The sequence below is a fragment of the Rhodococcus sp. MS13 genome, from assembly GCF_013277835.1.
Classification (GTDB): Bacteria; Actinomycetota; Actinomycetes; order Mycobacteriales; family Mycobacteriaceae; genus Rhodococcus_F; species Rhodococcus_F erythropolis.
This window is the reverse complement of record NZ_VBTL01000004.1, coordinates 807029-821367: the sequence shown is the minus strand read 5'-3', so window position 1 is coordinate 821367 and position 14339 is coordinate 807029. Positions and strand designations below refer to the sequence as shown.

15 protein-coding genes are annotated in these 14339 nt (G+C 61.2%); 10 read left to right on the top strand and 5 right to left on the bottom strand.

Annotated elements, in window-relative coordinates:
- Nucleotides 1-9: 9 nt before the first annotated feature.
- The 3 genes from FEZ59_RS12415 to FEZ59_RS12405 form a co-directional block, all read right to left on the bottom strand.
- Nucleotides 10-816, bottom strand: coding sequence for an ATP-binding cassette domain-containing protein (locus FEZ59_RS12415; RefSeq protein ID WP_172932692.1), 807 nt, complete (start codon nt 814-816; stop codon nt 10-12).
- A 15-nt stretch (nt 817-831) separates the two neighbouring features.
- A complete protein-coding gene (locus tag FEZ59_RS12410) occupies nt 832-1536 on the bottom strand; it encodes a FadR/GntR family transcriptional regulator (protein ID WP_019745713.1) in 705 nt (234 codons plus the stop codon).
- Between the two features lie 101 nt (nt 1537-1637).
- On the bottom strand, nt 1638-2198 hold the full coding sequence (locus tag FEZ59_RS12405) for a QsdR family transcriptional regulator (protein WP_003943195.1): 561 nt from the start codon (nt 2196-2198) through the stop codon (nt 1638-1640).
- Nucleotides 2199-2356: 158 nt separating this feature from the next.
- Between FEZ59_RS12405 and FEZ59_RS12400 the strand changes: the two genes are divergently transcribed.
- From FEZ59_RS12400 to FEZ59_RS12375, 6 genes are all read left to right on the top strand, one after another.
- A complete protein-coding gene (locus FEZ59_RS12400; RefSeq protein ID WP_019745711.1) occupies nt 2357-3328 on the top strand; it encodes a phosphotriesterase in 972 nt (323 codons plus the stop codon).
- Between the two features lie 3 nt (nt 3329-3331).
- Nucleotides 3332-4987, top strand: a complete 1656-nt coding sequence (locus FEZ59_RS12395) for an AMP-binding protein (protein ID WP_172932691.1) — start codon at nt 3332-3334, stop codon at nt 4985-4987.
- A 250-nt stretch (nt 4988-5237) separates the two neighbouring features.
- Nucleotides 5238-6629: an MFS transporter gene (locus tag FEZ59_RS12390; protein ID WP_019745709.1), complete on the top strand. Its 1392-nt coding sequence runs from the start codon at nt 5238-5240 to the stop codon at nt 6627-6629.
- Nucleotides 6630-6697: 68 nt separating this feature from the next.
- The gene (locus FEZ59_RS12385; RefSeq protein ID WP_019745708.1) at nt 6698-7372 is read left to right on the top strand and encodes a TetR/AcrR family transcriptional regulator; all 675 of its coding nucleotides are present in this window, start codon (nt 6698-6700) and stop codon (nt 7370-7372) included.
- Nucleotides 7373-7410: 38 nt separating this feature from the next.
- A complete protein-coding gene (locus FEZ59_RS12380; RefSeq protein WP_172932690.1) occupies nt 7411-8043 on the top strand; it encodes an HAD family phosphatase in 633 nt (210 codons plus the stop codon).
- Between the two features lie 56 nt (nt 8044-8099).
- A complete protein-coding gene (locus FEZ59_RS12375; RefSeq protein ID WP_019745706.1) occupies nt 8100-8387 on the top strand; it encodes a putative quinol monooxygenase in 288 nt (95 codons plus the stop codon).
- Between the two features lie 74 nt (nt 8388-8461).
- Here the strand turns inward: FEZ59_RS12375 and FEZ59_RS12370 are convergent, their stop codons facing one another.
- Nucleotides 8462-9982, bottom strand: coding sequence for an AMP-binding protein (locus FEZ59_RS12370; protein WP_172932689.1), 1521 nt, complete (start codon nt 9980-9982; stop codon nt 8462-8464).
- A gap of 137 nt (nt 9983-10119) precedes the next feature.
- Here FEZ59_RS12370 and FEZ59_RS12365 point away from each other — a divergent pair, with 137 nt between their 5' ends.
- The gene (locus FEZ59_RS12365) at nt 10120-10800 is read left to right on the top strand and encodes a TetR/AcrR family transcriptional regulator (protein ID WP_024487498.1); all 681 of its coding nucleotides are present in this window, start codon (nt 10120-10122) and stop codon (nt 10798-10800) included.
- 75 nt (nt 10801-10875) lie between these two features.
- Here the strand turns inward: FEZ59_RS12365 and FEZ59_RS12360 are convergent, their stop codons facing one another.
- Nucleotides 10876-11352 (bottom strand): MaoC family dehydratase, encoded by a 477-nt coding sequence (locus FEZ59_RS12360; protein ID WP_172932688.1) that lies wholly within the window; start codon nt 11350-11352, stop codon nt 10876-10878.
- A gap of 158 nt (nt 11353-11510) precedes the next feature.
- Here FEZ59_RS12360 and FEZ59_RS12355 point away from each other — a divergent pair, with 158 nt between their 5' ends.
- From FEZ59_RS12355 to FEZ59_RS12345, 3 genes are read left to right on the top strand one after another with little or no spacing between them, the layout of a single operon-like run.
- The gene (locus tag FEZ59_RS12355; protein ID WP_020909431.1) at nt 11511-12332 is read left to right on the top strand and encodes an SDR family oxidoreductase; all 822 of its coding nucleotides are present in this window, start codon (nt 11511-11513) and stop codon (nt 12330-12332) included.
- Nucleotides 12329-13132 (top strand): enoyl-CoA hydratase-related protein, encoded by an 804-nt coding sequence (locus tag FEZ59_RS12350; RefSeq protein WP_019745702.1) that lies wholly within the window; start codon nt 12329-12331, stop codon nt 13130-13132. Before FEZ59_RS12355 ends, FEZ59_RS12350 begins: the two co-directional genes overlap by 4 nt.
- Entirely contained in the window at nt 13119-14339 is a 1221-nt protein-coding gene (locus FEZ59_RS12345; RefSeq protein ID WP_019745701.1) for an acyl-CoA dehydrogenase family protein, read from the top strand. Before FEZ59_RS12350 ends, FEZ59_RS12345 begins: the two co-directional genes overlap by 14 nt.

The following is a 14339-nucleotide window of genomic DNA, read 5'->3' as shown; positions in this document are numbered from 1 at the left end:
TACTGTCGGTCACACTCTTTCGCGTGGCCGCGACTGAGCATTCCACCGACCACCACGACGCTCGATCTCGATGGGATGCGAGAAGCACTCGCTGATGTTCTGGGTGGTGATCACATTCTCGGCGAGGCCGCTGGCGGTCACGACGCCGTCCTTGATCAGGAGAGCATGTGTGGTGGTGCTCGGAATCTCTTCGATGTGATGCGTCACGAGGATGCTGGCAAGTGACGGGTTCTGATTGCGGAGATCGTCCAGAGCCGTCAAGAGCTGTTCGCGCGCAGCAAGATCGAGCCCGGTCGCCGGTTCGTCGAGCAGGAGCAGGCGTGGTTCCACCATGAGTGCACGGGCGATCAGGGCTCGCCCCCGTTCGCCCTGGGACAAGTTGGGCCACAGTGCGTCCGAACGCGGACTCATCCCGAGTAGATCGATCAGTGCGTCGGCATGAGCCTCTTGCTCCGGCGTCGGCGACCACCGCGGCATTACCTCGGTGGTGTTGGTGAGGCCGGTGATCACGACGTTGCGGACGGTGATCGGAATTCCGATCGTGTGACGCGGGTTCACGTGCCCGATGTCCATCCGCAGTTCCCTCATGTCGACTCGGCCCAGCTTGTGCCCGAGGACGTAGACGGAACCGCGAGTCGGGTGGGCGGTTGCTCCGAGAAGGCTCAGTAGGGTGCTCTTGCCTGCACCGTTCGCGCCGAGGAGTACCCAGTGTTGCCCGGGTTCGATCGAAATGTTGATGTCTTTCAACAAGTATCGGCCGTCGCGGACGAGATCCACGTGTTCGGTCGACAGAACTGTGCCGTTGGGGTGTCGCACGAGAACTAACCTCTCTTAGGCGTCGAGCACACGCAACCGCCGTAAGACGGTGTCGATATTTGCTCGGGTTGCCGCTACCGCGGCTTCTGGGTCGGCGTCTTGAAGGGCCTCGACCAACTGATCATGGGCATGTGAGGTGTCGGGGACGCCGGCCTCGTGGGCCATCATCTCGACGAGGGATTCACGAAGGAGTGGACGCACCGACGTGAACAGCGAGAGCAGAACCGCGTTTCCGGACAACCGAACGACCTCGGTGTGGAAGTCGAGGTCGACGTCGACGAACTTCTCGACGTCACCCTCGAAATGACTGTGTCGCATGGTCAGTCGCCGCCGCAGGCCGTCGAGGTCCTCGGGTTGTACCCGCTCCGCGGCCAGTCTGGCGGCCTCGATCTCGAGTGCGCGACGGACTTCGAAGACCTCCAGGATGCGTGAGCGTCGAAGTAGCTTGGTGAATTCGTCGACGTGCTCGAGTTCGGACGCGGCAGCCACGAAGGTGCCGACGCCGTGTCGGACTTCGAGTAGTCCGTCGCGAGCGAGGAGGCGGATTGCCTCGCGAATCGAGGAACGCCCGACGCCGAGTTCGACGGCAAGGGCCGCCTCGCTCGGTATGCGCTCGGACGGCGCCCACGTTCCTTGCCTGATTCGCCCGCGAAGCAACTGTTCGAGTTGCGGCACCAGCGGACCACTGCGAAGTGTGAATCCTGTGTGGTCGTCGGACACGGCTTGCCTCTCGTGGGGGTACCGACAGCGTAACAACTCATCAGACGTCTGAGGACTCGGGTGGGCCGTGTGTCGGAGCAGCGCTCACGCAGTCGATACCGTCAGTTACGGGTGACGCCGAGGAGCAGTGCGATCAGGTCGAGGGCCGTCTCGATCTCCGCCTTTTCCCGCCCGAGTAGAGGGGCGTAGAGGTGCACGTCGCAGATGCGAACGAGAGCTTCGCCCAGCACTTGCGGCGAGAGCGTGATCGTCAGTTGGCCGGCGTCGACCTGGGACTGCAAGATTTCGGCGGTGATGGAAGCGGAGATCGATTCGATGGAGCCGGGCATCATCGCGAGTTTGATGAACACCATCGGTTCGCGTTTCGTCAGAGCTCGCAGTTCGGTCGACGATTCCACCGACCGCATGACGCGTCCGAAGACGTCGAGGATGTACTCCGGACCTTGCCCCGACGCCTGTGACATCGCCTTCCGGTATGTCCGTTCGGTGGCCTCGGCCAGCACTGTTCCGAGCAGTTCGTCGCGATTGCCGACCCAGCGGTAGAGCGTCGCGCGGCCTACTCCGAGACGTTCGGCGAGCAGTGACATGTCGAGTGGTTCCTCCGCGAGGTACATGCTCGCGGCGGTGTCGATCGCGCGTCGGCGTTCGAGGTCGGTAGGCATCGGGACATTCTCTCCGGTTGTCCGGTACTGCACAATTTCGGCGGTCGAACAGAGGTGGGCTTCGGGTGGATCGAACCTATTGACGAACCAAGCGACGTGAGACACACTAGCTCATTGTCTCATGTTAGTGATGGCGATCACAGTCAGGGGTTCGATCGATGAGTTCAGTACAAACCGTTCGTGGGCCGGTGGACACAGCCGATCTGGGAAAGGTGTTGATGCACGAGCATGTCTTCGTTCTGGGGGAGGAGATGCGTCAGAACTATCCCGACTACCCGGAGCCTTGGGACGAGGAGGCTCGAGTAGCCGATGCGGTGACCAAGCTGTCCGAACTGAAGTCGCGAGGGATCAGCACGATCGTCGATCCCACGGTCATCGGACTCGGTCGCTACATCCCGCGTATTGCGCGGATCAACGAGCAGGTCGATCTCAACATCATCGTCGCCACCGGCGTCTACACGTACAACGACATTCCGTTCCAATTCCATTACACCGGTCCAGGTTTGCTGTTCGACGTGCGCGAGCCGATGGTTGATCTATTTGTGAAGGACATCAAGGACGGCATTGCCGGCACAGACATCCGCGCGTCATTCCTCAAGTGCGCCATCGAAGAACCTGGTCTGACTCCCGGTGTCGAGCGTGTGATGCGAGCGGTCGGTCAGGCGCAGGTCGAAACCGGGGTACCGATCACGGTTCACACGAACCCGCACACGGAATCGGGCCTCGTTGCGCAGAAGGTTCTGGCCGAGGAAGGTGCAGATCTGAGCAAGGTCGTCATCGGGCACTCGGGTGATTCGACCGACCTGGACTACCTGTGTGCACTTGCCGATGCGGGTTCGCTACTCGGGATGGACCGTTTCGGTCTCGATGTTCTGCTCCCGTTCGAAGAGCGGGTGAACACCGTCGTGGAACTGGCCCGCCGAGGCTATGCCGAGAAAATGGTTCTGGCACATGATGCCTCGTGCTTCATCGACTGGTTCTCGAGTGAGGCCAAGGCAGCCGCAGTGCCGAACTGGAATTTCACCCACATCAGCGATCAGGTCATTCCCACGCTGCTCGAACGTGGCGTCACCGAAGATCAGATCAACACCATGCTGGTGGACAATCCGCGTCGGTACTTCGAGAGCTGAGTTATGACCAACGTGTACGAGAGCAAGCCATGGCTCGCCAATTACGACGCCGACACTCCGCCGAATGTGGACATCGAGCATGTCAATGCCCTCGCGATGTTCCGTGCGTCGCTGGAGCGCGATCGCACCGCCCCGATCATCAGGTACTTCGACAGGACCGTCAGCTTTGCCGAGCTCGACGAGATGTCGGACGCGCTTGCGGTAGCCCTCGCCGTGGACGGAATCGGGTTCGGCGACAGAGTTTCCTTTGTCCTGCAGAATGTTCCGCAGTTCGTCATCGCGACGGTCGCAGTCTGGAAACTCGGCGCTGTCGTCGTTCCGGTCAATCCGATGTACCGGGACCGTGAGCTGTCCACCGTACTCTCGGACAGCGGCGCGGTAGCAGTCATCTGTCTCGAGTCCTCGGCCGAGACCGTGGCGACTGCGTCCGAGGGCACCGAAGTGCGACGGGTCATCACTACGTCGGAACAGGATTTTCAGTCGCGCGACGATGAACGGATCTTCGGTTCGGCGTCCAGGATTCGTCATGATGGATTTCCGGACCTATTGGAACTGATCGAGGCTCATCGAGGACAGAAGCCCGAGAAGGTCGATCTGTCCCCGGAAGACCCTGCCTACCTTCCTTATACGTCGGGGACGACCGGCCCGCCGAAGGGGTCGATGAACACGCACGCAAATGTCGTGTTCGCAGCGCAGATCTATCGGGACTGGTTGGGGCTGCGCCCCGGCGGCGCGATGTTCGCGGTGGCGCCACTGTTCCATATCACCGGGTTGATCGGGCACGTCGCGGCTCCACTCCTGGCCGGCGCGCCCACGATTCTGACCTGCCGATTCCATCCCATCGTTGCAGCGGAGTCGATTTCGGAGCATCGGGCTACCGCGATCATCGGAGCGATCACCGTATTCATCGCGTGGACGGACAGCGCCGCAGTCTCGAAGGAATCGTTGAGCTCTCTCGAGTCGGTGTATTCAGGTGGCGCGCCGATCCCGCACGCGGCGTTGGAAGCGTTCCGGGCGAAGTTCGGTCACTACATTCACAACGGCTACGGGCTGACCGAGACGAACAGCCCGGCGATCGTGGTGCCGAATTCGCGTGAAGCGCCGGTAGATCCGGCGTCGGGGGCCGTTGCTGTCGGCGTTCCGGTATCGAATACGTACGCCGAGGTGGTGGACGAGAACGACAGGCCGGTACAGATCGGGGAGTACGGCGAGATCGTGGTCTCCGGTCCCCAGGTTGCACTCGGATACTGGAACAAGCCGGACGAGACCGCACATGCGATGCCGGACGGGCGTTTTCACACCGGCGACATCGGATTCATGGACGGCGACGGTTGGTTTTACATCGTCGACCGGATGAAGGATCAGATAAATGCCTCGGGCTTCAAAGTGTGGCCACGCGAAGTGGAAGATGTTCTCTACGAACACCCTGCCGTACGAGAGGCTGCCGTCGTCGGTGTCATGGATCCGTATCGCGGCGAAACCGTGAAGGCCTTCGTGTCTTTCAAGGACGGTGCCGAGGCGACCACCGAGGATCTGGTCGAGTTCTGCAAGGAAAGGCTTGCAGCATACAAGTATCCACGCATCGTCGAGGTCATGAATGACCTGCCGAAAACAGTGAGCGGCAAGATTCTTCGTCGTGAACTGCGGGTACCGAACTAGATCTGCCTGACAAACGAATTGCCGGCCGCCGACAAGGTGAGCCGGCCATTCGTCGTGGTGATCGGCGAGCATCGATAGGGGATTTAGTCCCTTATGCGGCAATGCATTTCAGTGATTGACATCACTCTTTTTGTATCGCAGACTGATCGCAACGCCACAGAGTTGAAGTTGGTGTCAGTTTCTACTTCTGGCCCGGTTTCACTTCTCAACTCCCGGCGCGACGAGCGTCCGACCCATCGAGGAGTAACCCATGACGAGATCGGCAGTGGATTCGAACACGCAGGCAGGGGGCCTGTCCGATCAGGAACGGAAGAAGAAGAAAGCGCACCGCAAACTTCTCGGCGCGGGACTGCTCGGCAGTTCCATCGAGTGGTACGACTTCTTCTTGTACGGAACGGCTGCGGCACTGGTCTTTCCGCATGTGTTCTTCCCCGATTCATCCGCACTGATGGGCACATTGCTCTCGTTCAGTACGTTCTGGGCCGGCTTCGTTGCCCGCCCCATCGGCGGTTTGGTCGCCGGACACTTCGGCGACAAGTACGGACGCAAGCCCGCCGTCGTCACCTGCCTGTTGCTGATGGCTGTCGCGACATTCCTGATCGGCGCGATTCCGAGTGCGTCGGCAATCGGCGTCGTCGCTCCGATTCTTCTGGTGACACTGCGATTCATCCAAGGTCTCGCCTGCGGTGGCCAGTGGGGCGGAATCGTCCTTCTCCTCACCGAATCCGCGAGTCCCAAGAAGCGTGGATTCTCAGGCACTTTCGGTCAGATGGGTGTCTCGTTCGGTGTAGTGCTGGGCAACCTGGTCTTCCTCGTCGCGACCGCGACCATTTCCAACGAAGCATTCCTGAGCTGGGGTTGGCGGGTTCCGTTCTTCGCCAGCGCGCTGCTCTTCCCCGTGGTTCTGTACATCCAGACGAAGGTCGAGGACACGCCGGAATTCCTCGAGTTGCAGGAAGACGCCAAGAAGAACCAAAAGGACGTCGTCGTTCAGGCTCCACTGGCGCAGGCGCTCAAGGATCACTGGCGCAAGATCCTGCTTGGCTGCGGACTTCTGGCCGCCACCAATGCACTGTTCTACATCAGCATTGCCGGCGTACTCAGCTACGGCACAACCGAACTGGGGTTGAAGCGGAACTCACTGCTCATCATCTCGCTCCTGAGCGCGTTGCTGACAGTCGGCGTGGTGCTGTGGTCCGGGAAGATGTCCGACAAGATCGGTCGTCGTCCGATGATCCTGATCGGCGCCGCGGCGATCGTGGTCTGGGCATTCCCGTACTTCTGGTTGATCAACACCAAGTCCCTGCCGCTGTTCTTCATCGCAGTCACGGTCGGCAGCGTGTTCCAGTCGATGACCTACGGGCCTATCGCGGCATACATGGGTGAACTGTTCGCACCCAACGTGCGCTACTCGGCAGCATCGTTGGCCTACCAGTTGGCTGCGATCACGGTCAGCGGCGGCACCCCGTTCATCATGACAGCACTTATCGCGAAGACCGGAACCACGACATGGGTTGCCGTGTTCGTGGCACTCATGGGCTTGGTGACCTTCTTCAGCGCTTGGGTGCTGAAAGAGACCAACCCGAAGGAAGTTCGGGACGATCCGAACGCAATTCCGGGCGCGCACCTCTACGCCAGGTAATACCTTCGGTCTCGAACAGGCGCCCGCTATCGGTCACCGGTAGCGGGCGTCTGACGTATAACTGGAGCATGGCTGCAGCACGCACAGGCTCCGAAGATGCTTCGTCGACAGTGTCACGGGAACTCCCCTCCACTCAGCGTGGTTTGCGTACGCGTCGAGCGTTGATCGATGCGGCTCGCACCGTCTTCGAACGGACCGGTTATCTGGACTCGCGTCTGATCGACATCACGGTGGAGGCGCAGTGCTCGGCCGGTACCTTCTACACCTACTTCGCAAGCAAGGAGGAGATCTTCGCGGCTGTGATGGAGCTGGCGCGCGAAGACATGATGCATCCGGGAATGCCGCACACTCCGAAAGGCGCGGATCCCGCTGAGGTCATCGCGGCGAGCAACCGCGCGTACCTCGAGGCGTACCGACGTAACGCGAAGCTGATGGGACTGCTCGAGCAGGTCGCAAGCATCGATCCGGAGTTTCGGGTTCTCCGCCTCGAGCGTGCTGACGCGTTTGTGCGACGCAACGCGCGCAGTATCGAGAAGCTGCAGAAAGCCGGTCTGGCGGACGCGAACCTGGATCCGCTACTGACGTCTCGGGCACTCTCCGGGATGATCAGTCGACTTGCGTTCGGGTACTTCGTATCCCGCGGCGGCGAGGACGGCGCCGCCGGAGTGACTTTCGATGGTCTGCTCGATACGGTCAACCGGTTGTGGATCAACACTTTACAATTCTCGCTGCGCCAAAACTGATGTTGACGCCGGGTTCATGTTTGGTGTCTGATGGAGCAATGACACCTACGCGTACGGCAGTGCTCGTCGATTTCGGTGGAGTTCTCACCTCCAGTGTTCTTCAGGCCTTCGAAGATTTCGGGGCCTCGCTTGGGGGAGACCCACGACTTCCGTTGGCCCTGCTCTCCCGCGACGACGTCTCGAAGAGGCTGCTCTCCGATCACGAATCCGGAAAGATCGACCAGGAGGCCTTCGAGGCCGGATTCGGAGAACGTCTACGAGCGCACGGCGCAGTCGTCGACAGCGTTGGATTGGTCGACCGTATGCAAGCCGGGCTGATTCGAGACGAGGAGATGGTGCGTCTGCTCGCAGACGTGCGGGCGGCGGGACACCCTGTTGCGCTCGTGTCCAATGCTTTCGGGCGTGATTGTTATGCGGGTTTTGTTCTCGAGGACCTGGCCGACGAAGTGGTGATCTCCTCGGAAGTCGGGATTCGTAAGCCCTCCCGTCAGATCTACACCATCGCGTGTGAGCGCCTGGGCGTCGCGCCCGAAGATGCCGTGATGATCGACGATCTGCAACAGAATCTCGACGGTGCGGCACGATTGGGGATCGCCGGCATTCTCCACACCGACGCGGAAAGCACTCGCAGGCAATTGGCATCGACGTTCGGACTACTGCCCACGCAGTGAAACTGTAGGTTTCTCGGTAACACTCGAATACTGCTGGAACACTTTTGGAGGAACGAATGATTGCTGTCATCGCGGATATCACCGTCAAGGACGGAAGCGGCGAGCAGTTCGAAGCCGTAATCGCCGAACTTGCGGAGAAGGTGCGCACGGAGGAGCCCGGAACGGTTCTGTATCAACTGATCCGATCGAAAACGGATGCGAATTCCTACAAGTTCATGGAGCTGTATCAGGACGGTGCTGCCATCAAGGCTCACGGAACGTCCGAGCATTTCCAGGCTGCAGGAAAGGCGATGGCACCCTTCCTCGCCGGCGCCCCGCAGATCGAGTACTTCGACGCTCTCTGAGCGCATGGACGGGGCTCTCTGAGCGAGTGAACAGGTGAGCCCCGGCGAAATCTCGCCGGGGCTCACCTGTGTTTTCAGTTCTGCTTCTGGGCGAGGAGTTCGGTTCGGTCGATCGATCGCTTGAGGATCTTTCCTGTCGAACCCTTTGGGAGTGCGTCGATGAACTGGACGACTCGGGGAATCTTGTAGGCGGAGAGACGTTCCCGAGCCCACGAAGTGACGGCGTCTACTTCGAGGTCGGAGCCTGGACGCACGGCCACCACTGCGGCAACCTCCTCCCCGTAGTAGTCGTCGGGTATGCCGATCACTGCGGCTTCGATGATGTCGGGGTGCTGGTAGAGCACCTCTTCGACCTCGCCCGGATAGACGTTGTATCCACCACGGATGATGAGGTCCTTCACTCGGTCGACGATGCGAAGGTCCCCGTCGGGATCGGTCTCACCGAGGTCTCCGGTGCGGAACCATCCGTCGTCGGAAAGAACGGCGGCGGTGTCTTCAGGGCGCTTCCAGTAACCCTTCATGACCGTCGGTCCTTTGATGAACACCTCGCCCACTGTGCCTGCCTCGCAGACATTTCCGTCGTGATCACGCACCTCGACCTCGGTGCGCGGTACGGCGCGGCCGGTGTATCCGATCTTTGCGACGCGGTCGATGCTGTTGAAAGTCCCGAACGCGCTCGTCTCGGTCAGGCCGTAGCCCTCGAGGATCGTGCAGTTGAACCGTGCTTCGAAGGCGCGAGCGACTTCACCGGGAAGTGATGCGCCACCGGAGATTGCGATCCTGAGTTGTTCGAAGTCGGAGCTGTCCACGTCGGCGGCGGCGTGCAGCATGGCATTCCACATGGTGGGGACACCGGCCATGATGGTGAGCTTGTCCCGGCGGACCAGGTCGAGCATGGCAGCGGGGTCGAACCGGGCGAGCAGGGACAGTGATCCGCCGCCGGTGAAGGTTGCCATCATGACCGAACCCTGGCCGAAGATATGGAAGAGCGGCAGTCCGGTTCCGGTGCGGTCCGAAGGATTTCCGCGGCTGCTCTCGGTGCCGATCTCACCGGCGGACAACAAATTCCCGACGGTCAGCTGAGCGCCCTTCGGGCGTCCGGTGGTGCCGGAGGTGTAGAGAATCGCCGTTGTGTCTGCTGCGTCACGGTCGACCACAGTTGCGGGTGCATGATCGGCCTTCGCCGATTCTTCGGTGAGTGTCCACACCGGGACACCGCGCGCACTCCCTGCATCCTGGACTGCGGGACCGAGTTGATGCCACGCGATGGCCAGGGAAATCTCCGCGTCGTCCAGAACGTACTCGACTTCGGGTTGCGCCGACATCGTGTTGATCGGTACCACGACACAACCTGCGGCCTGAATTCCCATGTACGCCACGACGAATTCCGCTACCGACGGCGCCGCTAGGAGAACCCGATCGCCTACGCTCAACCCGGCATCGCGAATGCGGCCGGCGAACGCCAGGGATGCGTCGTGGAGCTGCCGGTAAGTCCAGTGTTCATCCGTGCCGCGGATCGCAGTGCTGTTTCGAATTGCGATGTTGTCCGGAGTGACTTCCGCGTGACGGGTCACCGGGTCGAGAACGCTAACCATGGTTCTGCCTTTCGGGAGGAATCGACCGATTGTGTGTCCTGGGTCTCACCAGAGCGTACACTTGAATCCGGCGTCAACATCGAGTCTGCTGGGATTGTCCCGAAATGATGTTGGCTCGGAAGGATGGGGAGCGCACCGTGCTCGATGACGAATCGCGAATTGCCGCCCTGCCGGTGGCTCCGCCTGCGCTGCTCCGAGATCGGCCCACCACCGAGCGGGGAACCCGCACGCGCGCAGCGCTGATTGCCGCTGCCCGGACGGTATTCGAGCGTAGTGGCTATCTCGATGCCCGTCTGATCGACATCGCCAAAGAAGCCGGCTGCGCGACGGGATCGTTCTACACCTACTTCGCGAACAAGGAAGAGGTCTTCGCCGCCGTCCTCGAGGTCGCGCGAGACGACATGATGCACCCGGGCATGGGACGCGTGGCGGGCGCAGACGATCCGTACGCCGTGCTCGAGGCAAGTAATCGAGCGTATCTGGCGGCGTATCAACGCAATGCGAAATTGATGGGGCTCATGGAGCAGGTTGCTCACATCGACCCGGAGTTCCGAAAGTTCCGCAGCGAGCGTGCCAATGCGTTCATACGCCGTAATGCCCGCGGGATTGCAGATCTGCAGAGTCGTGGTATCGCGGACACGACGCTGGATCCAATGACAGCGTCAATTGCTCTGTCCGGCATGGTGAGTCGGCTCGCCTACAGTCTGTTCACCCTCCATGAGGGTGAGGTGGACGGGCGTTCGCCGGAGTTCGATCAGATTGTCGCCACGGTGACAGACCTGTGGGCTAACGCGCTGAAGTTCCCTGACCGATCCTGAAGCGGCAGGTCGCCCCGGCCGTATCGACGTTCGAGCGGCCGGGACGTGCCGAGTCTTGTTTCAGCTTTTCTCTGTTCAGCTTTTCTCGACGACGCGAGCGACGGATTCGGCCACGACGACTGGCTTGTCGGAACCTTCGCGCTCAACCACCTGGCTCATCTTCACCTGGATTCCGCCGGGCAACTGCTCCGCGGACGCAACGGTTGCACGCATGCGGACCCGGGATCCCACGGGAACGGGAGCGGGGAAGCGAACCTTGTCGTAGCCGTAATTGAGGCTGTGGGCGAAGCCGTCGAAGTGGATGAGTTGGTAGGAGAACTGTGGGCCCAGCGAGAGGCTGAAGAGTCCGTGCGCGATCGTGCTGCCGAGCGGGCTCGATGCGGCTCGTTCCGGGTCGACGTGAATCCACTGATGATCGTTTGTGGCTTCGGCGAACGCGTTGATGCGCTCCTGGGTGATGTCGTACCACTCCGTCGGGCCAAGTTCCTGGCCGATGAGCTTCTCGAGCTCGGCGAAGGTGGACGGGCGGACGGGCAATTGGTTTTCAGTCATCGTTGATCCCTTTACTCGCAGTTCAGGAGGACGGAACGGGCCGTTCGGGTGACCGTCGCGATTCGACGGTTGAAACTGACGCCGGATTCAACTATACATGAGGGGAGACGTGGATCACTGTCAGCGCGTAGGTATGACGCAAGCGAGAGGAATCGCTCATGAAGGTTGCCCAGAAGGTAGCAATTGTCACCGGTGGCGGCGGGGGGATCGGCGGTGCGTTGGCGCAGCGACTGGCCGCAGAGGGCGCTCGCGTCGTAGTAGCCGACCTCGACGGGGCGGCAGCTTCGGCAGTGGCAGAGGCGATCAACATGGAGCATCCCGGCGCAGCAGTGTCTGCGGGTGGCGACGTCTCCGACGAGACGGTCATTGCGGGCCTCATCGCGCAGGCGGAAAAGGAATTCGGCCCGGTCGACCTCTACTTCGCCAATGCCGGCGTCACCGGAGGCATGGGCCTCGACATCAGTGAGGACGTCTGGGACACGACGATCGACGTCAACGTTCGCGCCCACATTCGTGCCGCCAGGCTCCTGGTCCCTGGTTGGACCGAGCGCGGGGAAGGCTACTTCATCAGCACTGCCTCTGCTGCCGGCTTGCTCAGTCAGGTCGGGTCCGCCGCGTACTCGGTGACTAAACATGCCGCGGTCGCGTTTGCCGAGTGGCTCTCGATCACCTACGGAGATCAGGGCGTTCGCGTCAGTTGCCTGTGTCCGATGGGTGTCAACACCAAGCTTCTCTACGAAGGCGAGAACTCCGGCGATCCGGTCGGCAAGGCCGCAACCGGGGCCGTGCTTGCGGCAGGCAATGTTCTCGAGCCTGCTGAATGCGCCGAAATCGTTCTTGCCGCAGTAGATGCCGAGGAATTCCTCATCCTTCCGCACAAGAACGTTCTGGACATGTACCGGCAGAAGGGCGCCGACTACGACCGTTGGCTGCGCGGTATGCGCCGGTACCAGGCGTCGCTGCTCGCGGGAACGCGATGACCGAGGAACTCGTCCTCTCCGAGCAGAGAGGAGCGGTGCTGGTCCTGACATTCAATCGGCCCCGCGTTCTCAACGCGTGGACCAACGAGCTCGAAGATCAGTACTACGACCTTTTGGCCGCAGCAGACGAAGATCCCAGTGTCCGAGCAATTGTTGTCACCGGCTCCGGTCGAGGATTCTGCTCGGGGGCTGACCTCGGCAATTTGAAGAACGTCGGCGACGTCTCCGAAAGTGATCTTGTCCGACCACGGGACCGTGATTTCCCGACCACCGTTCGCAAGCCGCTGATCGCTGCCGTCAACGGCGTCGCCGCAGGGCTCGGAATGGTCGAGGCTCTGTACTGTGACGTTCGTTTCGGTTCGAGCGCAACGCGATTCACTACCGCGTTCGCGCGTCGAGGCCTGATTGCGGAGTACGGCATCTCCTGGATGTTGCCCCGCTTGGTCGGTCACAGTCGAGCAGTCGATCTTCTGCTTTCCAGCCGGATGGTGGATGCCGACGAGGCGTACCGTATCGGTTTGATCGACCACCTGGTCAGCGGCGGTGACGTTCTGGATGCGGCGATTGCTTACGCCGAGGACATCGCGGCCAACTGCTCGCCGACGTCCCTCTCCGTCATCAAGTCTCAGATGAGTGCCGACGCGCACTCGACCTTCACCGATTCCGCCAGGCGTGCGGAATCGCTGATGCTGAATGCATTTCACGGCCCGGATGTCGTCGAGGGCGTCAACAGCCATCTCGAACATCGAGCCCCCAATTTTCCTTCCCTCTCTGTCAGGAGTTCACATGTCAGTGTTTGAGTTCTCGGATCGCACCAAGAAGTACCAGGCCGAACTGCTCGATTTCATGGACAAGCACGTTTACCCGGCCGAAGCGGTCTACGAAGAGCAGATGCGTGAGTCCGGTAACCCGCACTTCCAGCCGCCGATCATCGACGACTTGAAGAAGGAAGCCAAGGCGCGCGGGCTGTGGAACCTCTTTCACCCGCATCCCGAATGGGGCCCCGGCCTGACCAACCTGGAATACGCACCGCTCGCGGAGATCATGGGCCGCAGCCACCTGGCTTCCGAGGCCACCAACTGCGCCGCTCCGGACACGGGAAACATGGAGGTGCTCACGCTCTTCGGCACCGACGAGCACAAGGAGAAGTACCTCAAGCCGCTTCTCGAAGGCGAAATCCGTTCTGCTTTCGCGATGACCGAGCCCGAGGTTGCCAGTTCCGACGCCACCAACATCCAGCTTCGTATGGACCGTGACGGCGACGAGTACGTACTGAACGGCCGTAAGTGGTTCGCTTCCAACGCTTTGCACCAGAACTGCAAGGTTCTGATCGTCATGGGCAAGACCGACTTCAATGCCGCCACCCACCGTCAGCAGTCGATGATGGTCGTTCCGATCGATGCTCCCGGCGTCACGATCCTGCGCAACCTGCCGGTCTTCGGCTACCAGGACCGCGAAGGACACGGCGAGATCACTTTCGAGGACGTGCGCGTCCCGGCCAAGGACATTCTCGCCGGCGAGGGCGAAGGATTCGCGATCAGCCAGGCCCGCCTCGGCCCCGGCCGCATCCACCACTGCATGCGTGCAATCGGAATGGCCGAGCGCGCACTGGAACTGATGTGCAAGCGCGCATCCACCCGCATCACCTTCGGAAAGCCCGTCAGCGACAACGCGAATATCCAGGACTGGATCGCCGAGGCTCGTATCGACATCGAGATGGTTCGACTCCTCACGCTCAAGGCCGCACACATGATGGACACGGTGGGCAACAAGGAAGCGCGCACCGAGATCGCAGCCATCAAGGTTGCAGCGCCGAACATCGCGCTCAAGATCATCGACCGCGCCATCCAGGTTCACGGCGGCGGCGGCGTCACGGACGACTTCCCGCTCGCGATGGCTTACGCCCACATGCGCACCCTTCGCCTGGCTGACGGCCCGGACGAGGTGCACAAGCGCGCCATCGCCAAGCAGGAACTGCGCAAGTACCGCGAAGTCAAGGCGAACTGA